Origin of the sequence: Polluticoccus soli, assembly GCF_029269745.1 — a bacterium.
Taxonomy (GTDB): Bacteria; Bacteroidota; Bacteroidia; order Chitinophagales; family Chitinophagaceae; genus Polluticoccus; species Polluticoccus soli.
On record NZ_JARJHT010000001.1, the window covers coordinates 927,413 to 947,961 of the forward strand.

Sequence of the window (20,549 nt, forward strand, 5' to 3'; positions counted from 1 at the left end):
ATGAAAAAATCAGTATTGCTAATTCTGCTTTTACCCTTAGCAGGTTTGGCGAGGTCACAGACCATCGGTCCTTCTATTATAAACGCCGCCGGGGATGCCACCATCATTGGCAGCGACGTTCATGAATGGTCAGTTGGCGAAATGACGCTTGTGAATAGTTTCGTGTCCTCCAACCTGGTAGTAACACAAGGCGTGCTGCAACCTGCACCTTTCGCTACCGGCATTGACAAGGTGGACGCATCCATACAACAGTTGCTCGTGTACCCCAATCCTACCCACGATGTCCTGACCCTGGAGCCACAATTCCAAAACGGAGGCCAGCTTCAATATACCCTTGCTGACGCCTCAGGGAAAAGCATTCTCCGTGGAACCTTTACTCTAAAAACCGGCAACGAAAAACAGGAGCTTGATCTTCATTCGCTGGCAGCCGGCCACTATGTTCTTAGTGTCAGCTTCCAGGCTCCGGCCAATAGTACAGATCATAGATCGAGCTTCAAAATAGAAAAGCTCCATTAAACCTGATTAATGAAAACATTTACTCACCATCAAGACAAATTTTATGAAAAAAAACACCGTATTTATTATTGCTTTTTTTGCAATAATGCTTTTTCAAAGCAGTTCGGTTGCACAGCCGCCAATGAAATTCAATTACCAGGGAATAGCCCGGAATGCCTCCGGTGGCGCAATTGCCAATCAGACATTGGGTTTGCGCATCAGCATACTTGATTCCAATGCTACGGGCCCGGTATTGTATAGCGAAACACATACACCAATGACCAACGCTTTCGGGTTATATACCGTTGCCATTGGAGGTGGTACGATCGCCAGCGGCGATATCAACACCATCCCCTGGGATAAAGCCGATAAATACATAAAAATAGAAATGGACCCCGCGGGCGGTACCACCTATACCGACCTGGGCACAAAACAACTGCTAAGCGTACCTTTTGCCGCCTACGCAAGCCATGCCGCATTGATGCTTCCCTATTACGACAGCATGTCGAATGCAGGCTCCTTGTTTGCCATTCAGAACAATGATGCGGGGCCCGCTATTGAAGGGATCAATAACAGCACTGCAGCCAATGCTTTCGCAGTAAGGGGTGTTGTTAACAGCACTTCACCCGGTGGATTTTCAAGTGCAGTAAGAGGCATTAACAATGGCACCGGCGGTCTCGGCATTGGCGTGTATGGGTCGCAGGCAGGTAGCGGCTGGGGCGTGTACGGAACAACCCCCGACGGGGCGGGCGTTTACGGTAACGCCACCAACGCCGGGTTCGGGGTATTTGGTAATTCTAGTTCCGGTACAGGGGTCTGGGGCACGAGCACTTCGGGCACTGCCGGCAGGTTCGAAAGCTTCAGTAGCAGCAACGCTTCTGACGTGTTGCAAGTGAATACCACCGCAGATGCAAATGGCATAAATTCAACTACTGTTTCGGGCTCTTCCAAAGCAGCCATTCGGGGTGTAACTACCGGCACCAACGGCAACGCGGTTATAGGAGAATCAAATAACGGCGCGTCCGCATATGGCATCTGGGGCATTTCGAGCAGTGGGTATGCCGGTGTTTTCTCAGGCAAAGTGATAGTGAGTGGCTTGCTTTCAAAAGGTGGTGGTTCGTTCCAAATAGATCACCCCATGGATCCGGCAAATAAATACCTCTTCCACAGCTTTGTGGAAAGCCCCGATATGATGAATGTGTATAACGGGAATATCACTACCGATGCCAATGGTGTCGCCGTGGTTAGTCTACCTGCTTATTTTGAAGTAGAGAATATAGATTTCAAATACCAGCTAACCGTTATCGGGCAGTTTGCACAGGCTATCATATCAAAAGAGGTGGCAGGCAACAAGTTTGAAGTAAAAACAGACAAACCTAATGTCAAAGTCAGCTGGCAGGTAACTGGTGTCCGCAATGACAAATTCGCGCAAAAAAACCGCATTGTAGCAGAAGTGGAAAAAGCGCCGAATGAAAAAGGTTTTTACCTGCATCCCGAACTTTATAACCTGCCTTTCGAGCGGTCAATACCGTTTAGCCGCGTAGCATCAGGCAAAGAATAATAATACAACTTCATAAAAAAAGGGGGGTGCATCACTCCCCTTTTTTTATGTCTTTGCGCAGAAAAATAGTGTCTTCAATGGTCATGCCTTTCTCCAGCCAGATGGTTTGGATACCCAGGGCTTTGGCACCTTCTATATGCTGCGGACTGTCGTCTATAAATAAAGTATGTTCCGGCTTGAAGCCAGTATCGTCAAGGATCATCTGGAATACTTCCTCCGACGGCTTGCGCACACCTATGCGGTGCGACAGGTAGACCTTATCGAAAAACACACCGATGTTGGGTATACCGTGGCTCCGCATCAATATCTCATTAAAAGCTTCTTCATGTATCTCGTTTGTATTACTAAGCAACACCAGGTCGTAATGCAGACGAAGTTGTTGCAGCAACTGCAGCCTGCGTAGCGGGAAGTCGAGCAGCATGGCATTCCAGGCGGCACATATATCTTCTTCGCCCATATCGCAGTGCTTTTTCAGCGCATCGATGAATTCGTCTTTGCCGATACGGCCTGTCTCAAAATCGTCGAACACAGGGGTTTGACGCAGTTGAGAGTATATTTCACCGAAATCGGTAATGCCTCCCGAAACAAATGCTTTTTCGGTAAGGTTGTAATCTAAGTTGAGCAGGACGCCGCCGAGATCGAAAATGATGTGCTTAATGCCTTGGATCATTTTACAAAAATAACGGCTGAAGTTTTTCCGTTTTTCAGAAAATCCAATACCTTTGCCATCCTTCGGCTTTATAGCCCGGTCCTATAGCTCAGTTGGTTAGAGCATCTGACTCATAATCAGAGGGTCCATGGTTCAAGTCCATGTGGGACCACAGAATAAAAACGAAAAGCCTTGATAGCATTGACTTTCAGGGCTTTTTTATTTCTGGCACTTTCGTTGAATAGTGGTCAGAAGAAGCCATTTTCTCTATGGCACTTGTAAATAGCTTGTAACAAGTTCGCGTCAGCAGCCATGCCTAAAATCAATTTCAAAGGCATGTTATCGTTCAAAATCATTCTGGACAAACGGTATCAAAAACCAGACGGAACGTCTCCCCTGAAACTAAGAGTCTATCAGGGTAGCAATTACAAAGAAAAGACCTTGGCTATGTTCATTAACCCAGAATATTGGGATGAGCAGCAGCAGCAGGTAAGGAAGAAGCACAAACTGGCAGTTAATTACAACAGCAACCTGACCGACCTAAAATCACGAGTTCAGAAGGCCATACTTACCTCTGTTGATTTACCCTGGGTCGTTACTCCATCGGATATTATCCGTACTACTGGAAATTCGCTCGATAACTCCCGTCCAACAGTCCCTACTTATGCAGATAGCTTCATTACGAAGCTTACTATGGCAGGCAGGGTTGGAAATGCGAGGGCATACAGATGTGCGATTAATCAGCTAACCATATTTATGGAACATAAGCAGTACTATTTTGAACAGCTAACTTATAAAGTGCTGGAAGACTTCAAAACATCCCTCCTCAGCAAAGGCATCAAACCGAACTCTGTCGCTTCTTATTTAAGAGAGATCAGGGCTCTTTTCAATCATGCAATCAATGAGGATGTTACCGAGCTGAAGCACTACCCGTTTCATAAGGTTAAAATCAAAGGCGAGAAGACTGTCAACAGGCTGCTTACCCCTGAACAATTCGCTGCTATGGCGTCATATCGGTTGGTAGTGGGTACTCCTTCCTGGCACTGGAGGAACATGTTCTTACTCTCGTTCTGCCTTGTTGGAATAAACTTCGCAGACATGCTCACATTGAGCGAGGATAACATTCAGGCTGGTAGAATCGTTTATAAACGTCGAAAAACAGGGAAGCTGTATTCGATATACCTGCATCCTGAAGCTGAACGAATCCTGTCGCTCTATCGGGGCAAACAAACAGCGACTGGTTTGCTGTTGCCAGTCATTAAGAACCCTTCCGATCCCGTGCTACTGAAGAAGGAAACATTGCAGGCGTGTAAAACATGTAGTTCGCATATGAAGAAGCTGGCAGGGAAGTGTAATATCAACATACCTGTAAGCACCTACTACGCTCGGTACACATGGGCCAACATAGCGAAGGGGCTTGGCTACAGTAAAGACATAATCGCGGAAGCGTTGGGACACGAGTACGGTAACAGAGTAACAGGTATCTATCTCGAGAGCTACAGTAACGAAGAAATTGATGAAGCCAATCGAAACGTGATATCTACTGTGCTGAAATAGCACCGTCGCAAGACATTATGGAGACAGAAAGTAGCTCAGGTAAGGATATTCCAGACCTGAGCTACATATTCATACTTCATTTTAAGAACCTGGTGATTCAACAGGCTTCGGCATACTCCATTCCTTTTCACTGAAGGTGCCAGCTACGCCAACGTAGGTCTGAAGCTCCTCTTCCAGTATCTTCCGAACCAAGTCTTTATTCGCTTTTGTAGTTACCAGACAATCATGGATGGTCGCGATGAAAACCTCGGGATGTTCATCCTGGATGCGCTTGCATACCCTTCCTATGATTAGTACGCTTTCCATGCGCTGCAATATCATTGACATATCCTTATGGTTCTTGGATTTTATGTGGTCAGTCAGCTCCGCAAACTCCGGATATATCGTGGTGAATAGACTCCAGATTTCGCCAGCTTTACCCTTGTACAACCATTTGTGTTTATGAAAATATGGGCTTGCGAAAAGCTGCTTCAACAGAGTTTTCTTCACTTTTGCCCTTTTTTCCTTCTCAGTTAGGGCTGGCTTAAAATAGCTTATCTTTTCAAGCTCCTCCACTATACGGGAATACACTTCGCCTGAAGCTGCATCTTTGACAAAATCCATCTCTTGAAACCCTTTACTGTAGCGGCTTTGCAGAGAATCGAGAAACATAATAGTAGTATCTCTTCTCTTATCTCCCGTTACCTCCAGGTAACTACCTGTAAATACCTCAGAAAGGTCAGGTTGGGCTTTATTGCCTCTCAGTGGGTAGTTTCTCTTATCAAGTAGCCTGGTTGCCATGAGTAGCTGACTGCCTGATATGTCTACTTCTGCTAATTCTTCACCTTTATAGGTGATAAAGGGTCGAAGTTCCTTTGGTAACCTGGTTAGTGGTGTGTGTAACCTATGCCCGAAATCGTCTTGTATTAGCTTTATATTGCCACTAGCAATGGTTTTTATGTCTTCGAGCTGGATTTGACGTATAATTTCAACCTCCTCAGGTGTCAACTTTCCTTTTCCTTTCATCGCTTTAGCCATTGAAGCGTTATAACGTGCATTCACCCATGCTTCCGCTTTTGGTGCGTCAATCTGCAACCCACCATCCTGGAGGGCATTTTCCAACCGGTTCACGACCCTTTTGCAATAATGCCGTGGTATAGGCATATCTGCAATTTTCCTTAGTTTCCGCAACAGGATCGTATCTGTTATTGTGACCCACCTACTTTCGTAGCTGTAGCTTGGGCCAAACTTAAAACCTTTGGAGACTGAACCTGCCTGGTAACTACCATCACACTGTAAAATACCGACCTGCATCATCCAGGCTACCACTTTCATGTAGTGGTTGCCAATCTGCTTTTTTAACATCACCGCATTCAAAGGCACATAAAAAGGCTCATGCTTCCTGGGATGACAAAAGTCCTCACCCAGGGTCTTCATTTGGCTGTATACACTTTTACAGATGACATGTACCATGTCTTTATTAAACCTCGGGATGTCTGGCGGATATGCCTCTATCAGTCGATCAAGATCTAGGTTGACTGGAATCCTCGCCTTTACATCACCTTTGCTTTTTATTTGCCGGAGTATTCTGCGTATTTTAGAGCTAATTCTAGGGCTGACCAAGTGCTTACCAAACACGACCCTATTTGAACGCTTAACAGCTCTACTTTTATATGATTCTATATACTCCTTCACTTCATTCAATTTCACCTGTTTCATAACAACTTCACATTATACTTACTAATTGTTTTCGAAACCTAGACCTTCCCCAGCGGGAAGCCTAGGCCGAAAACATTTAACGCAATGCCTTACTGGCGCATATTTTGCTGGAGTAGTCGAAAACCTCGGGACATTTCCAGATCCAATAAATGCAAACTACTCTACTGTTTTTTAGCATTATTATTATAGGTTCAGCCATTCCTTTTCTCTTGCTGTAGCCATATATTATGTTGCGTGCAGTATTGTAGTTGCGTCCAGTCGCTTCAGCCCATTCACCAATCGTCGCGAATGACTGGGCTAGCTCATTGTCAATAACACCGACAGCTTTGTAATGGGTTCCGCCTTTATTGCCACTACGACCATCGTCGTAACTAAACTGTACATTTTGGGCATGACTACACCACATAAGGTTGCTTTCGTTGTTATCAGAACTGTTATTATTTTTATGATGGACTACAGTCGCTCCTTTAGGCTTAGGCAACATTGCAAACCCTATCAATCTATGAACGTACTCCCAACGAGTAAATCCAGCCTCGCAAAGGCGCACCCTCATGTAGCCTCCTTTGTTCTTTACGGGTTTTAGCTCCCTGCCTTTGATATGTCTCGTGACACCATTTTTCAGTGTTATTGTCCTGGGGATACTGCGCACTCTACCGCACGCACTAACTTGATAATTCCGGTATCCTGGTATGGGATACCACTTCACCTTATTCATTTTGTTGAATTTTGGCGTTAACTAATCTGCTATGACAAAGAATGCCACAGCTTTTCAAGCCTTTTTAGATGGGAAATTTTCTGTTCATTGATGATTTACAGAACAGTATGCATATACAAATATATAATAATTAGTTCAAAAGAACAAATTTATTATACGTTTATTTCGTAAATATCTTAACGTTTTTCGTTAGAAATCACTTACGAATAGCACCGAGGAAGTTTCTACATATAACTCAATCCTAACGTGATTAGTTACCCCGACCTGGCAGTAGTTACGACGACAACTTTTGAGCCAAGCGGTTTAAACGAAAAGCAAAATCTTACTGCCAAGCTAATCTATAAACCTGCTGAAAGGCGCCCATACCATTACCCACTACCCATCAGTACAAAACAGAGCAGATCGTAACGCAATGCTGAGAACAAAACAATGGTGCTTTTTCTTAATAAGTGTTTAATTTAGGGCTAAACCTCCCTGCATGATTAGGAAAACTGCCAGCCTGTTTACTGTTTCACTGCTATTGTTTTTGGCGATAAAAAGCTTTGCGCAAGTCTATTATCCGGTTACACATCTTTCAGGTGCACAGGCCATAGGAGGCAGAGTAGTTACAGTTACCCCAATAAATAACCCGAGCAGTGGTTTTAGTTGTGTTGGTCCATATTCCATAGGGTCAGGCTCTCCGACTGGATATATGTTTTCGTTTTCAAAAGCGGTCGACCAAGTTATGGTAAATATGCAGTCCGTTAGCCCCAATGATATAGTGAGCATTTATGTCAACGGCACTCATTACTCCCTAAACTCGTCCAATCTTGGTCCATTTATTCCTGCTACTTGCGCTTCCGGTACCGTCTATATTGATGCTAATGGAGACCTGCAGGGTAATGGTAATACGCAACTCCACTTTTTCTCTGTATCTATAGATTCTATTCGTGTAATTGGCCCAGCGGGCTTCAGTGGTATGATCTTCGATTTTAAATTCGCCGGAGATACCTTGGTTACTATCAAAGAACCAATGCAAGACACTTTGCTCTGCTCGCTCGATAGCATTAAGCTAACGTTTACCACCATGGGCAGGTTTAAGAGTAATAATGTATTTACAGCTCAACTTTCCAATGCAGCAGGCAGTTTCGCTACTCCCATTAGTATAGGTACCCGTGCGGCAGATACTACTGACACCATTAAATGCCAGATACCTGTAAACACACCTACAGGCACAGGCTACAAGCTGCGCATCATTTCAACTAATCCTATTGATACTTCTGACATCAATATCAAGAACATAGCCATTGGCAATGCCCCGCCAGCCAACTTGAATGCAACTGCTAATACGCCCGTATGTTCAGGCACTACACTCAATTTAACAGCCAATACGACAGGCAGCGGTTATAACTGGAGTTGGGCCGGGCCTTTATCCTATACTTCCAATTTGCAAAACCCTTCCATCAGCAATGTTGCTACTAACCAGTCGGGCGATTATATAGTGACAGGTAGGCTGCATGGCTGCGTAGGTAAGGACACGGTGACTGTTACGGTCAACCAGTCTCCTGCAGCAATAACAGCAGGCAGCAACAGCGCTATTTGCGAAGGTGGCACACTAAGTCTAACCACTACCAGTGGTGGAGCGGGCGCTACGTACAGCTGGGCAGGCCCCGCAAGCTATACAGCGGGTGTTCAGAACCCGTTGCGAGTAAGTACTACTACAGCCCATAGCGGGGATTACATAGTTACGGCTACATTAAACAACTGCGATGCCAAAGACACGGTGACAGTGCTGGTAAAGCCCATGCCTGCTGTACCTACAGCCAGCAACAATGGCCCCTTATGTCCGGGCGATAGCCTGGGCCTAGCAGGGGCTAGCACAACATCAGGGGTTAGCTACAGCTGGATTGGACCCAGCTCTTTCAGCAGTAGCCTGCAAAATCCGTACATATTAAATGTAACGAGTAGTCATTCCGGTGTATATTCTCTCACTACATCGCTAAGTGGATGTAGCACCAGTGCACAGACAACTGTAGTAATTAAACCCGTACCCGCTATGCCCACCGCAAACAGCAACAGTCCTGTTTGTGCAGGTGGCTCACTAAACCTGAATGCAAATAGTATAACAGGTGGTGTTAGCTACAACTGGAACGGACCCAACGGATATGTTTCAACTATACAGAATCCTACCATAAATCCTGCTGGCCTCAGCGACGCTGGTAATTATACCGTGACAGCAACACTGAACGGATGCACTTCAGCTGCAGGAAATACGAGTGTTATTATCAACAATATAGCCAGCCTTGGTGCATACCCCAGCCCTAACGACACAGTGTGCCAAATGAACCCTGCTGCTAGTTTAGTCGCTGTGCCTTTTAACGGAGGAAGCAGCCCACAATTTCAATGGTTCAAGAATGGAAACCTAGTACCAGGTGCTACTGCGGTGAGCTATGCAACGACAGGCATTACTCAGGGGGACACTTTCTATTGCCGCATGACATCTACAGGTGTTTGTGCTGGCCCCCTGGTGTTATATAGCCCCAAAATAGGTTTAACGGTTCTGCAATCAGCAGCCCCACCTATTGTAAACGTCAATGTTAGTCCGGGGACTCTATTAAGTCCGTGGCAAATGGTAACCTTTGCAGCTGTGGCAAGTGGTAACTCAGGCACAAATCCACAATACCAATGGAAACGCAATGGAAGCAATATCATCGGTGCAACCAGCTCTACCTGGAGTGCCAATAACCTTGCAGACAACGATGAGATCAGCTGTGTAGTAACCAGCAATGCCTGGTGTGCTGATCCTGCAAGTGTGGAAAGCAATAAAACCCGGATAAATATTAAAACCGCGGTACATGACGTTACTGCAAGCCGTTATAAACTATATCCTAATCCTGTCGCAAATGAACTGACGATAGAAGGAGAATCAGGTATGCAAGTCTCCATACTTAATCTGCTGGGGCAAGAATTATATAAACATGTTTTGGGCACGAGCAAAGAGGTTATAAACATTTCTCAGTTGACACCTGGTCATTATTTGCTGCAGCTAAAAGATAATGATGGCAGAAGATCGCTGGTAAAGCTTGAGAGGCTATAAAACTTTAAAGTTGCTCGAAATACGCCTTATTTTTTCATAAAGAAGCTTCCCTGTGTAACATCAACGACGTCATCTTTTTCGTCATATTTTGCTTTGAATGAAAATGTCCCTGAAACCTTACGGTTGGCATCGTCGACTTTGATTGTAATACTTCCCGTATGGACTGAGTCTGCTTTCCATCCATGCCTGGTGCTTACATCCAAATCGTCGTACCATGCGATGTTTTTACCATTGAGCGGGTAGGTGCCCGATTTGATGTTCTTTTCGTAAACAGAAATGATGATTCCATTAGATCCATCGTCGTTGTAGCCAGAAATAGTCAAAAATTCGCTTGTCCAGTCTAAAGACAAACCAGAACCATCGCTCCTCCACCTGTTGCCATCTATTTTGCAGGTCATATATTCTTCGTCAGTTGGCGATAATTCAAATTTTTCACAGCTGGAAAAAAACAATGTAATGGAAGCAATAATCAGCGATAAGAAACGATTCATGGGCGCAAAGATAAGGCTAATCTCTTGCAAGCCAGTACTTGCCCCTGTTTAGAACGACATCAAAACGTTGATATAGGTTAATGCCTCCCGATTTTAAAAATAACCAAGGGTGAGATAGTGTTTAATAACATCCACCTTTCTGGACAAACAATAACTATTTTAGTTATCAGCACCTATATTCAATATATACAGTTATAACCTAGCAGGTTAGAGATCGAGACACCCAATAGATCATCCCTCTATTGAGTCTGCTTCGCCTGGTGCCCCCCCCGGGGTGGAGCCCCCTCCCCCGGGAAAGGTCTCTGCTAAGCAGGAGAGTTATGTTGTATTTTCTTTACTGGTCGGACCGCTGTAGCGGACTGGCCAGGTTTCTTTTGAGACGGTCTCGCTCTCTGTAATCTCAAAGTCCCCTGAAAAGAAATATCTTTACATCCATTCATTAACCATGCATGGTTGCTTGTCGTTAACTTGTAAGAGCTGTATAGTGCCTCCCAAAAGCCTTTGCTGTAGCGGTTTCCCCGCAAAAGAGCATCTGACTCATAATCAGAGGGAGTTCCCATTTATCACATGGCTGAAGCTCCAGTCCATGGCTCGTTTTCACCGGTATTAATACGAGATGCTAATGAACTTGCAGTAAAACTTCTATTATTCTGAAGTGAATGGCTCGAACACCTCAATTCCAAGTTCGTATATGTCTACATTATCCCTTTCGCAAATATCGAAGCTTCGGTCGAGCAGTCTATTTCTCGTTATGGCTTCTTCCTTCGTGTAAGTATCTTGTTTTGTTTCGCCGTTGATATAATCTTCAAATGGCGTGTCAGGATGAAAATTTAAGTCCTCCGTCTTCAGCTGCCTAAAAAACGTCTTTACATCATCAATGGATTCAATCTTCTGTATCATTACAATATATTTTGCAATGAAGATGTAATTAATAGTTCACCCGCTCAGCAAGGAAATTGCTAAAGTTTTGCAAGTGAAAAAGCAGTTTCCACGTAGCTTGTTAACATAACTTTCTCATACATCTGTGACCTAAGTCACATTCAGAATGTCTAAATCATAGAAATTTGCAGTTAATGGCTTCGCTATCTAAATATCTCTTGCTACTGCTGATTATGGTCGGCTTGGTTTTCTCGAGCGGTTACGCCAATATTAAAAAATGCAACAAATCGATTATAGGAATTAAAGTCGTTGGCTCAAGTTCTACAAACGAGGACAGCTCAAACAAAAATCTTCCACATAGCGTTAAAACTTGCCAAACGACCGATTGGACAAGTGCGCAAGAACTATACAATTTTCGGACAGTTCGTTTGTTCCCTGAAAGCACACAGCATCTATCAATTCTTGACTCTTCAATTTGGTTGCAGGCTCCTGTCAACAAGCTGTATAAGCCGCCGCGCGGCTAAACTCCTCCGCAGCATTTTTTTTCAACTTTTTTAAACAAACAACATGGAAAATGATAAGTATTTCCGGTTGTTGAGAGCTTTTTCGAGCCTGATATTCATATACGCGGGCGTGAAACATGTTGTGCATCCGGATAAAATCATCGGACGCATTTCAAAGGCAACGATTTTCGAAATATTGCCTTCTGTACAACTGTTCACGGTCATGGTGATAATAACAGGGATAATAATGATAGTGGGTGCAATATTGCTGCTAATTGGAAAATTCCAGGCACAGGCGGCTCTTGCACTGCTACTCGTCCTGATTCCGATTACACTTTCAGTACAACTTGAAAACCTCAACGACCTCGGACCCTTTTTTAAGAACGTTGCCATTGCCGGCAGCCTAATCTTTATAATAAAAAAACATCCAGATGATAAAAAAACAAATTAGCATATTCTTATTCCTGCTTTTCGCATCGATGGTGGCCATCGCTCAAACAACAGGAGAAGACAACTTACTATTTCTTCTAAGAAAAAAGGAACATTTGGCTCAGGCCTTAGTCACAGCAGAACAATTGAGAAGTTCTGAAAAGACGACCACAATAAACCCAGGCGAAATAGTAATCATCCTATGCGGTGAAGAAGTAAAGATGTTGACAGAGCCTTCATCTGTCGACCTCATCAAGAACGCCGAACGACTAAATGTTAATGTCGTGGCATGCGGACTATCGCTCAATAAATTCAACCTTAGCCGGCAACAGCTTCTGCCGGGGGTACGATATGTCACGAACGGATTTATAAAGGCATTCGAATTACAGAAGCAAGGGTATCTATCTGTTGAACTATAAAATACAAATTATGAAACGATACTTTTTAATAACGCTGGTGGCTATATCATCAATAGCTGCATTGGCATACAGCAATCTGCCTTCATCAGTTGACAAAAAATCAGAGGTCATAGAAGCCGGCAAGGAATTCGCTTCACCACTTGAGTCACTTGACCTGGTTGATGCAAAAGGTAACAAACTCGATGCTTCATCTCTAAAAGGAAAAAACGTGTTCGTCAATATCTGGGCTTCGTGGTGTATGCCGTGCAAATTAGAGATGCCGGGTATACAAAGTCTCTATGGACAGACATCAAGAGAATCCAGTGTCTTTATCATGATTTCGGTAGACGAAAGTGCGGCTAAAGCTCTGTCGTACGTCCAGAAAAAGGAATACACGGTTCCCGTATATTTCCCATCTGGGCCACTACCCGAATTATTGAACGTGCGGTCGATACCTGCTACTTTTTTATTTGACAGGAAAGGGGCATTGGTCAAAACCGTTGAAGGTATGGGATACTTCAACACCCAAAAATATGTCGACTTGCTGTCTAAGTAATAACTAATAAACGATTCTATGCAGAACAGGAGAGATTTTCTACGCAATTCGGCACTGGCTGGAATGGGATTCATGCTTGGACCAGCAGATGTAGCCGGGGCAAATAAAACACGAACCAATATGGAACAGGGAAGCGGAAAATCAAAAATTACGATTCTTCATACAACCGATGTGCACTGCCAGCTGCATCCACACGATGAAATGTTCTGGGAAAACGACAAAATGACCTTTAGAAAAACAGGGGGGTATGCGCATATCGATTCGTACTTTCAGGAGGTGAGGAACGAAAACCCGAATACAATCATCGTTGACACCGGTGATATGTTCCAGGGTAGTGAACTCAGCGTCAAAACTTCGGGAAATGTTATGCCCCCTATACTTAACGCGATGGGTTACGGTCTGTTTCTTCCCGGAAATTGGGAAGTGGTATACGGCAAACAACAGATGCTACGGCTTATGGGCTCTCTAAATGCGCCTAAGACATGCGCCAATATGTATCACGACCTTGGCGATGGCCGGAAGGGTGAGCTGATATTCCCACCCTACCATATCTGGAATATCGCAGGGGTGAAAATCGGCTTTATCGGCTATACAGACCATTTAGTTCCCGTTCGCCAGTCACCAATGTATAGCAAAGGCATCGTGTACACAGAACCCGAGGAGAACATCGAACATTATGTCACTCACCTGCGTCGGAACGAACAATGCCAGTTTGTAATCGTACTGTCGCACCTTGGATTATCACAACAGATAGCGCTTGCCAATAACCCTGCCTGCGAGGGTGTTGACTACATCCTCGGTGGAGACACGCACGAACGTGTCAGGAAGCCCATCGAATGCACGTATGCGAAAGTAGTCGAACCTGGAGCCTTTGGCTCATTTACCGGAAGGCTCGACCTCATCGTGGAAAACGGCAATATAATCGAAGAGTCCTACGAGCTGGTTGAAATGACCGCCACGAAATACCGGCCCACAGAGCGTATATCAAGGTTAGTCGAAGCAGCCGAAGCTCCGATGTTGCAGGAAATGAATAAAATCATTGGCTACAGTACCATACCGCTTTACAGGTACTTTGTTATCGAAAACACGATTGATACCCTGATTACCAATGCCGTAAAATGGAAAGTGAACGCAGACATTGCTTTGTCGAACGGATTTCGTTTTTGCCCGCCGCGCGTTGAACGGGATAAAACTGGAAATATTCCGATAACGGAGGCTTTTTTGTACGACATGTTGCCGGTTGACAGCAAAGTCAGAACTGCCAAAGCAACTGGACGGCAGATTGTTCAATGGCTCGAAAAAGAAATGAACAACGTATTTGCCACGCAGGCCGAACAACGATTCGGGGGATGGCTGGTCAAGTTCAGCGGGATGAACGTTGTATTTGAAGCTCATGGAGCAGCCAATAAGAGAATTAAGTCTGTGCATATTGGAGGAGAGCCGATACAAGTAAACAGGATATATATGCTAAGCGCCTGTGAGCGTGAAGGCGACCCCGATGATGTCCTCTGCCGTCTCAAAGGTGTCGAAAGCGCGGCAAATACCTCTTTTACGCTACATGAAGCTGTTAAGGAATACCTTGCTGCATTTAGCCCGGTCACTCCGGAGCCGCCCGGAAACGCTGTGGCAACGGATGTATCACGGCAACTGCTTACCCAAGTGACAGGAGTGGATTACAAATTCACCTGATTTTCAACTGCAAGAGGCGATTGGCCTATTTTGTCGCCTCTTGCAGTTAAATTGCATGAACGCTCAATAACCTAACACGGCCTAAATGGTATCACAACAAGAACTCAAGTCTATTTTTCCGTCGTTTGAAGATTCATTAATTGATGAACTTGCCAATGCGAGCGACTGCAAGACGTTCAAGGACGGTACGCTATTGATGAAGACCGGCCAGTACATACGTTCTACCATGATAGTTCTCGACGGACTGGTCAAAGTGTTTCGTGAAGATGAGGAGGGCAATGAATACTTTATGTATTTCATTGAGCCAGGGCAAGCCTGTGCTCTTTCTATGGTTTGTTCATCAACGCAGGACACGAGCGAACTGACCGCCGTCGCAGTCGGTGACATCGAGGTGTTAACCGTCCCGCTCTCCAAAATGGATGAATTGATGGCTAAATACACGGACTGGTACCAGTTCGTACTGAGAACTTACCGTAAGCGCTTCGAGGAATTGCTGGTCACAATCGACCATATCGCATTCAGGAATATGGACGAACGATTGGTTTTTTACCTTAAGAAAACGCAAAAAGGCCTCAAGTCTAATATCATTCCTCTTACACATGCCGAGATAGCTAACGAATTGAACTCGTCTCGTGAGGTTATCACGCGCCTGATGAAAAAGCTTGCTGAAAAAGGGGCCGTTAAGCTCAATCGGAATAGCGTGGAAATTATCGATGCCACCTTGCTGGATGTGACTTAAATCACCGAGCAAGCCATGCTGTCTGACGAAATTCGCAGCATGGAAATATTAGGTTACCTGGCCGCTACGCTAATAGGCATATCTCTGGGGTTGATTGGAGGAGGAGGCTCCATCCTAACCGTACCTGTGCTCGTTTATCTTTTTGGTATCGACGTTACTCTTTCTACCTCTTACTCTTTATTCATTATCGGTACTACGAGCCTTGTCGGTGCATACAGGAATTACAGAAAAGGCCAGGTCAGCATAAGAACCGCTCTGCTATTCGGGATTTCTTCAATAGCAACCGTATATATATCGCGGAAGTTCCTATTGCCCGTCGTTCCGGACGTCCTTTTCAATATTGGCGATTTTCACGTTACCAGGTCTTTCGCTACGATGACGCTGTTCGCTGCATTAATGCTGTTCGCGTCACTTTCAATGATTAAATCGAACGATAGCCCTGCAGAGCCATCAAAATCACACCATGGGGCACGTTTCCTATCGAACCTGTTGTTCGCCGGTATCGGAGTTGGTCTGGTGACAGGGCTGCTTGGAGCGGGAGGTGGCTTTCTCCTTATACCTGTTCTGGTGTTGCTGTTCAGGATGCCGATGAAAGAAGCGGTTGGCACTTCCCTTCTCATTATCGCACTCAATTCCCTCTTTGGATTCGCCGGAGATATGGGAAACGTAACGCCTGATTGGAAACTATTATTAACGCTTACGGCGATAGCCATCTCAGGCATTCTGGCCGGAGGAATGCTGAGCAATCGAATCGATGGGAAACGACTGAAAAAAAGCTTTGGCTGGTTTGTGTTGATAATGGCCGTCTATATCCTGATAAAGGAAACTTTATTGCGCTGATTAGTGTGACCCAAGTCACTGATGGGTCCCGCTCCATAACGGAAATTTGCATCAAGAAACAATCAATTTATGAAAGTAGAACAAATTTATACCGGCTGTCTTGCACAAGGCGCCTACTATATTGAGAACAATGGCGAAGTCGCAATCATCGACCCGCTGCGGGAAGTTGCGCCCTACATCGAAAAAGCCAACAAGGACAACTCGTCCATCAAATACGTTTTCGAAACGCACTTTCACGCGGACTTTGTTTCTGGCCATATCGATTTGTCGAAGAAAACAGGCGCGCCTATTATTTACGGGCCAATGGCCAACCCTGGATTCGATGCCATCATAGCAAAAGACGGCCAGGAGTTCAAGCTTGGAGACGCAACAATAAAAGTACTGCACACTCCCGGACACACTATGGAAAGCACGTGTTATTTACTCATTGATAAAGAAGGCAAAAAGACAGCCCTTTTCTCAGGCGATACGCTATTTATCGGTGATGTCGGCAGGCCGGACCTTGCGCAAAAAGGTGGAATCTCACAGGAGGAACTTGCAAGCACTTTGTTTGACTCCCTGCGGTCAAAGATAATGAGTCTTCCCGATGACGTCGTGGTCTATCCAGCACATGGCGCCGGTAGCGCATGCGGCAAAAACATGAGCAAGGAAACGACAGATACTATTGGCAATCAAAAGAAAAGCAACTATGCGTTACGAGCCGACATGACCAGAGAGGAATTTATAAAAGAAGTGACCACGGGCCTGCTGCCTCCACCGTCATACTTTCCATTAAATGTCATGATGAACAAACAAGGATATGAAAGCATAGATGAGGTTCTCACACGTGGTTTACAGGCCCTGTCTCCCGATGCCTTCGAGTCCGCTGCCAACGAAACGGGGGCATTGGTACTCGACACCAGGGACGCTCAAACATTCGCGAAGGGCTTTATCCCCAATTCCATTAATATCGGTATCGATGGCAACTTCGCGCCGTGGATCGGCGCGCTTGTGCCTGACATTAAACAACAAATACTCATCGTCGCTGAGCCCGGGCGGGAAGAAGAAGTGGTTACCCGCTTATCGCGAGTAGGTTACGATTATAGTATTGGCTACCTGGAAGGCGGTTTTGAGTCTTGGCTTAAATCGGGTAAAGAAACCGACACAATAGAATCGATAAGCGCTGACGAACTCTCCCGGTTAGGACAAAACGAAAAGCTGGAAATTATAGATGTACGTAAGAGCTCAGAGTATCAAAGCGAGCATATTGTTGACGCTACCAATGCCCCCCTCGATGCTGTCAATGAGAGCATGAAACTGCTTGACAAGGATAAACGGTACTACGTCCATTGCGCGGGAGGTTACAGGTCAATGATATTCGCTTCTATACTTAAGGCTCGCGGATATGATAATCTCATAGACGTGAAGGGCGGCTTTAAGGCCATAAAAGACAGTAACCGATTCTCCCTTACAGATTACGTTTGCCCTACAACACTATTATAACCATAAAAAATATAGACTATGTTTAACATCAGCAATCTTTTCGGGGGTCCGAAACAGGACATCAAAAAAATATACAATGACGGCGCTTATGTAATTGACGTTCGTAGTGCCGATGAATTCCGCGCAGGACATTTCCAAGGAGCGGCCAATATCCCGCTCGATACAATCGCAACCCAGGTTGAGCATATTCGTAAGAAAGGCAAACCGGTGATATTGATATGCCGTTCGGGAGCAAGAAGTTGCATCGCTACTAATGTTTTAAAAAACGCTGGTCTTGAGGCATACAACGGCGGTGGCTGGACAGACTTTAAAGCAAAGGTGGCGTGAACAAAACGATAGCGGTTATTCTGTTAGCCGTTGCCTTGGCCATCGGTTTTCAATCACATGGCCAGCATCTGAACGGTTGGCTGCGTACGACGGGGAGTTTACGGTTGACAGATAAATGGAAGACGGACATGGAATTACAGGGCAGGTGGCAAAATGGCTTGAACAATATCAATCCATTAAAAGAGAAGCTACTTTTCTCATACCGGCACTGGGTATATTACAAACATGACGAGTCGTTGCAATTTGGCCTGTCTCCCTTCGCATATTACTCGCTGTTCAAAATCATAGAGGACTCAACCGATTATAATACGTCACCGGTCCATGAATATAGAACCACAATATCGGCTGAAGTCCGGCACAAATTGATTGGCAATCTATACGCGACCGACAAAACCATGCTTGAATATCGAATATTTAGCCAGAGCGGCAACATTCTTAGGCTGCGAAATAAACTGGGGCTGGAATACAAAATAAATAAGCCCCTGGCCTTGAAGCTATCTCATGAGGTATTGCTGAATGCAGCAGGAGTCGAGAAACAGTATTTTTTCGACCACGAACGAACCGGCGTGAGTATGGAAATTAGAACTGCGATGGGATATGTGGAAGCAGGATACATACGCGCAAGTCGCCTACCTGTGTTAGCGGAAACAATACTGACCGAAAACAACCTTTTTATCAATTTAGGATTTACGATTAATCAAAACAGACAAGTTATCAGTAATGTTAGAAATCATTAAACAGCCCTGGCCCTGGTATATCGCAGGACCGCTCATCGGGCTCACCGTACCAGCTTTGCTAATTCTGGGAAACAAGCACTTTGGTATTTCAGCGAACTTGCGTCACATCTGTGCGGCATGTATTCCGGCTAAAGTCCCCTTCTTCAAGTATGATTGGAAAAAGGAGGTTTGGAACTTGCTATTCGTAGTTGGAATTATAGGTGGGGCTGCGATTGCTGCCATATGGTTACAAAACCCGGCATCCATTGAGCTCAATCCAAAGCTTGTTGAAGAATTGGCGGGTTATGGAATAACAAATTACGACTCGCTGGTCCCAGGACAATTGTTTTCCTTTGAGAACCTTTTAACAATAAGAGGGTTTCTTATCATGATAGTTGGAGGCTTCGTCGTAGGCTTCGGTACCAGGTATGCCGGTGGTTGCACGTCAGGCCACTCAATAATGGGGCTATCGAATCTTCAATGGCCGTCTCTCGTGGCAACAATAAGCTTTATGGTTGGCGGCTTCTTAATGGCCAACTTCATTTTACCACTCATTATGGCTCTCTAAAACAAAACAAATGGCAGAAACTAAAATAACAGATGCGGCATTTGACACCGACCATGAAATACGGGCACAGGACTCTGTCTGCATTAATGAATCGCACCTTACGCACAAATGGTATCACCAAATAAAATACATAGTTGTCGGCATCCTTTTCGGAGTGGCATTTGTGAAAGCTGAAATAATCTCGTGGTTTAGAATACAGGAGATGTTCCGCCTGCAAAGCTTCCACATGTTCGGGGTAATAGGCAGCGCCGTAGTCGTTGGGGCAATTTCAGTATGGCTCATCAAGCGATATAATGCGAAGACTATTTATGGAGAGAAGATTGAATTTCATCCAAAAAAATTCAACAAAGGTCAAATTTACGGCGGCTTGCTATTCGGGCTGGGTTGGGCAATGACAGGGGCATGTCCGGGTCCTCTGTTCGCCCAGCTTGGGACAGGCGCATTTGCCGTTCTTGCAGTCATATTAAGCGCAATCGCCGGCACATGGGTCTATGGATACTTCAGGGAGCGCTTGCCCCACTAACGTTAAATCAGACAATATGAACAACACTAAATCACATTGGGAAACGGTCTATAACACCAAACAGCCAAACGAGGTTTCGTGGACACAAGATAAACCTCAAACCTCACTGTCATACATTCAGTCTTTGAACTTGCCTAAAAAAGCTGCTATAATTGACATCGGTGGCGGTGATAGCAGGCTCGTTGACAATTTAATTGAACTGGGTTACAGGAACGTCACAGTGTTGGACATTTCTGAAAGCGCCCTCGAACGTGCAAGACAACGACTCGGGAACAAAGCCGACCTGGTGAAATGGCTGGCGATAGACATTACAGAATTCGAACCCCAAAGCAAATACGATGTATGGCACGACCGGGCCACGTTCCATTTCATGACTACGGAATACCAAATTAGCCAATACATTCGCGCCTTTGAAGTTTCGGGTGCAAGACATTTGTTTATTGGAAGTTTTTCAAAAGATGGCCCAACCAAATGCAGTGGGCTTGACATAAAGCAATATGACCCAACAGACATGCAGAAAAGATTTGGCAACTTTGAGATGACGGCCTTCACTAAGGAAGACCATATAACGCCGTTTGGTACTAAGCAAAATTTTGTCTTTTGCAGTTTCGATAGAAAAGAAAAACTGAGTCGATAAAAGTGGAGGTGGCAATTTTGC

At 45.0% G+C, this 20,549-nt stretch carries 21 protein-coding genes and 1 tRNA gene; 17 read left to right on the forward strand and 5 right to left on the reverse strand.

Annotation, left to right across the window (positions count from 1 at the left end; all coding sequences use genetic code 11):
- Together P2W83_RS04230 and P2W83_RS04235 are read left to right on the forward strand one after the other, a co-directional pair.
- Positions 1 to 516 carry a T9SS type A sorting domain-containing protein gene (locus tag P2W83_RS04230; RefSeq protein ID WP_276132445.1) on the forward strand — a complete coding sequence of 172 codons (516 nt, stop codon included), beginning with the start codon at positions 1 to 3 and terminating at the stop codon, positions 514 to 516.
- Positions 517 to 559: 43 nt separating this feature from the next.
- Positions 560 to 2,056, forward strand: a complete 1,497-nt coding sequence (locus tag P2W83_RS04235) for an autotransporter outer membrane beta-barrel domain-containing protein (RefSeq protein WP_276132446.1) — start codon at positions 560 to 562, stop codon at positions 2,054 to 2,056.
- 31 nt (positions 2,057 to 2,087) lie between these two features.
- Here the strand turns inward: P2W83_RS04235 and P2W83_RS04240 are convergent, their stop codons facing one another.
- Positions 2,088 to 2,726, reverse strand: coding sequence for an HAD family hydrolase (locus P2W83_RS04240; protein ID WP_276132447.1), 639 nt, complete (start codon positions 2,724 to 2,726; stop codon positions 2,088 to 2,090).
- Positions 2,727 to 2,803: 77 nt separating this feature from the next.
- Here P2W83_RS04240 and P2W83_RS04245 point away from each other — a divergent pair.
- Positions 2,804 to 2,877 (forward strand) — tRNA-Ile (locus tag P2W83_RS04245).
- 164 nt (positions 2,878 to 3,041) lie between these two features.
- Complete coding sequence (locus P2W83_RS04250; protein ID WP_276132448.1) at positions 3,042 to 4,262, forward strand: site-specific integrase; 1,221 nt, start codon at positions 3,042 to 3,044, stop codon at positions 4,260 to 4,262.
- Between the two features lie 81 nt (positions 4,263 to 4,343).
- Here the strand turns inward: P2W83_RS04250 and P2W83_RS04255 are convergent, their stop codons facing one another.
- Together P2W83_RS04255 and P2W83_RS04260 are read right to left on the reverse strand one after the other, a co-directional pair.
- A complete protein-coding gene (locus P2W83_RS04255; protein WP_276132449.1) occupies positions 4,344 to 5,960 on the reverse strand; it encodes a hypothetical protein in 1,617 nt (538 codons plus the stop codon).
- 76 nt (positions 5,961 to 6,036) lie between these two features.
- Positions 6,037 to 6,675, reverse strand: coding sequence for an NUMOD4 domain-containing protein (locus P2W83_RS04260; RefSeq protein WP_276132450.1), 639 nt, complete (start codon positions 6,673 to 6,675; stop codon positions 6,037 to 6,039).
- Positions 6,676 to 7,153: 478 nt separating this feature from the next.
- Here P2W83_RS04260 and P2W83_RS04265 point away from each other — a divergent pair, with 478 nt between their 5' ends.
- On the forward strand, positions 7,154 to 9,751 hold the full coding sequence (locus P2W83_RS04265; RefSeq protein ID WP_276132451.1) for an Ig-like domain-containing protein: 2,598 nt from the start codon (positions 7,154 to 7,156) through the stop codon (positions 9,749 to 9,751).
- Positions 9,752 to 9,777: 26 nt separating this feature from the next.
- Here the strand turns inward: P2W83_RS04265 and P2W83_RS04270 are convergent, their stop codons facing one another.
- Positions 9,778 to 10,242: a Riean_0653 family protein gene (locus tag P2W83_RS04270; RefSeq protein WP_276132452.1), complete on the reverse strand. Its 465-nt coding sequence runs from the start codon at positions 10,240 to 10,242 to the stop codon at positions 9,778 to 9,780.
- 645 nt (positions 10,243 to 10,887) lie between these two features.
- Positions 10,888 to 11,142 carry a hypothetical protein gene (locus P2W83_RS04275; RefSeq protein WP_276132453.1) on the reverse strand — a complete coding sequence of 85 codons (255 nt, stop codon included), beginning with the start codon at positions 11,140 to 11,142 and terminating at the stop codon, positions 10,888 to 10,890.
- 546 nt (positions 11,143 to 11,688) lie between these two features.
- On the opposite strand from P2W83_RS04275, the gene P2W83_RS04280 reads away from it, so the two are divergent.
- The 12 genes from P2W83_RS04280 (at position 11,689) to P2W83_RS04335 (ending at position 20,528) form a co-directional block, all read left to right on the forward strand.
- On the forward strand, positions 11,689 to 12,075 hold the full coding sequence (locus P2W83_RS04280; RefSeq protein WP_276132454.1) for a DoxX family membrane protein: 387 nt from the start codon (positions 11,689 to 11,691) through the stop codon (positions 12,073 to 12,075).
- Entirely contained in the window at positions 12,056 to 12,472 is a 417-nt protein-coding gene (locus P2W83_RS04285) for a DsrE family protein (RefSeq protein WP_276132455.1), read from the forward strand. Before P2W83_RS04280 ends, P2W83_RS04285 begins: the two co-directional genes overlap by 20 nt.
- Before the next feature lie 10 nt (positions 12,473 to 12,482).
- Positions 12,483 to 13,007 (forward strand): TlpA family protein disulfide reductase, encoded by a 525-nt coding sequence (locus P2W83_RS04290; protein ID WP_276132456.1) that lies wholly within the window; start codon positions 12,483 to 12,485, stop codon positions 13,005 to 13,007.
- An 18-nt stretch (positions 13,008 to 13,025) separates the two neighbouring features.
- Positions 13,026 to 14,696 (forward strand): bifunctional metallophosphatase/5'-nucleotidase, encoded by a 1,671-nt coding sequence (locus P2W83_RS04295; protein WP_276132457.1) that lies wholly within the window; start codon positions 13,026 to 13,028, stop codon positions 14,694 to 14,696.
- Positions 14,697 to 14,781: 85 nt separating this feature from the next.
- On the forward strand, positions 14,782 to 15,435 hold the full coding sequence (locus P2W83_RS04300) for a Crp/Fnr family transcriptional regulator (protein ID WP_276132458.1): 654 nt from the start codon (positions 14,782 to 14,784) through the stop codon (positions 15,433 to 15,435).
- Between the two features lie 15 nt (positions 15,436 to 15,450).
- On the forward strand, positions 15,451 to 16,275 hold the full coding sequence (locus tag P2W83_RS04305; RefSeq protein WP_276132459.1) for a sulfite exporter TauE/SafE family protein: 825 nt from the start codon (positions 15,451 to 15,453) through the stop codon (positions 16,273 to 16,275).
- 69 nt (positions 16,276 to 16,344) lie between these two features.
- Positions 16,345 to 17,757, forward strand: a complete 1,413-nt coding sequence (locus P2W83_RS04310; RefSeq protein WP_276132460.1) for an MBL fold metallo-hydrolase — start codon at positions 16,345 to 16,347, stop codon at positions 17,755 to 17,757.
- Positions 17,758 to 17,775: 18 nt separating this feature from the next.
- On the forward strand, positions 17,776 to 18,084 hold the full coding sequence (locus P2W83_RS04315; protein WP_276132461.1) for a rhodanese-like domain-containing protein: 309 nt from the start codon (positions 17,776 to 17,778) through the stop codon (positions 18,082 to 18,084).
- The gene (locus tag P2W83_RS04320; RefSeq protein ID WP_276132462.1) at positions 18,081 to 18,821 is read left to right on the forward strand and encodes a DUF2490 domain-containing protein; all 741 of its coding nucleotides are present in this window, start codon (positions 18,081 to 18,083) and stop codon (positions 18,819 to 18,821) included. The genes P2W83_RS04315 and P2W83_RS04320 overlap by 4 nt, the downstream gene beginning before the upstream one ends.
- Positions 18,805 to 19,368 (forward strand): YeeE/YedE family protein, encoded by a 564-nt coding sequence (locus P2W83_RS04325; protein WP_276132463.1) that lies wholly within the window; start codon positions 18,805 to 18,807, stop codon positions 19,366 to 19,368. The genes P2W83_RS04320 and P2W83_RS04325 overlap by 17 nt, the downstream gene beginning before the upstream one ends.
- 10 nt (positions 19,369 to 19,378) lie before the next feature.
- The gene (locus P2W83_RS04330) at positions 19,379 to 19,891 is read left to right on the forward strand and encodes a DUF6691 family protein (protein WP_276132464.1); all 513 of its coding nucleotides are present in this window, start codon (positions 19,379 to 19,381) and stop codon (positions 19,889 to 19,891) included.
- 16 nt (positions 19,892 to 19,907) lie between these two features.
- Complete coding sequence (locus tag P2W83_RS04335) at positions 19,908 to 20,528, forward strand: class I SAM-dependent methyltransferase (RefSeq protein ID WP_276132465.1); 621 nt, start codon at positions 19,908 to 19,910, stop codon at positions 20,526 to 20,528.
- Positions 20,529 to 20,549 lie beyond the last annotated feature (21 nt).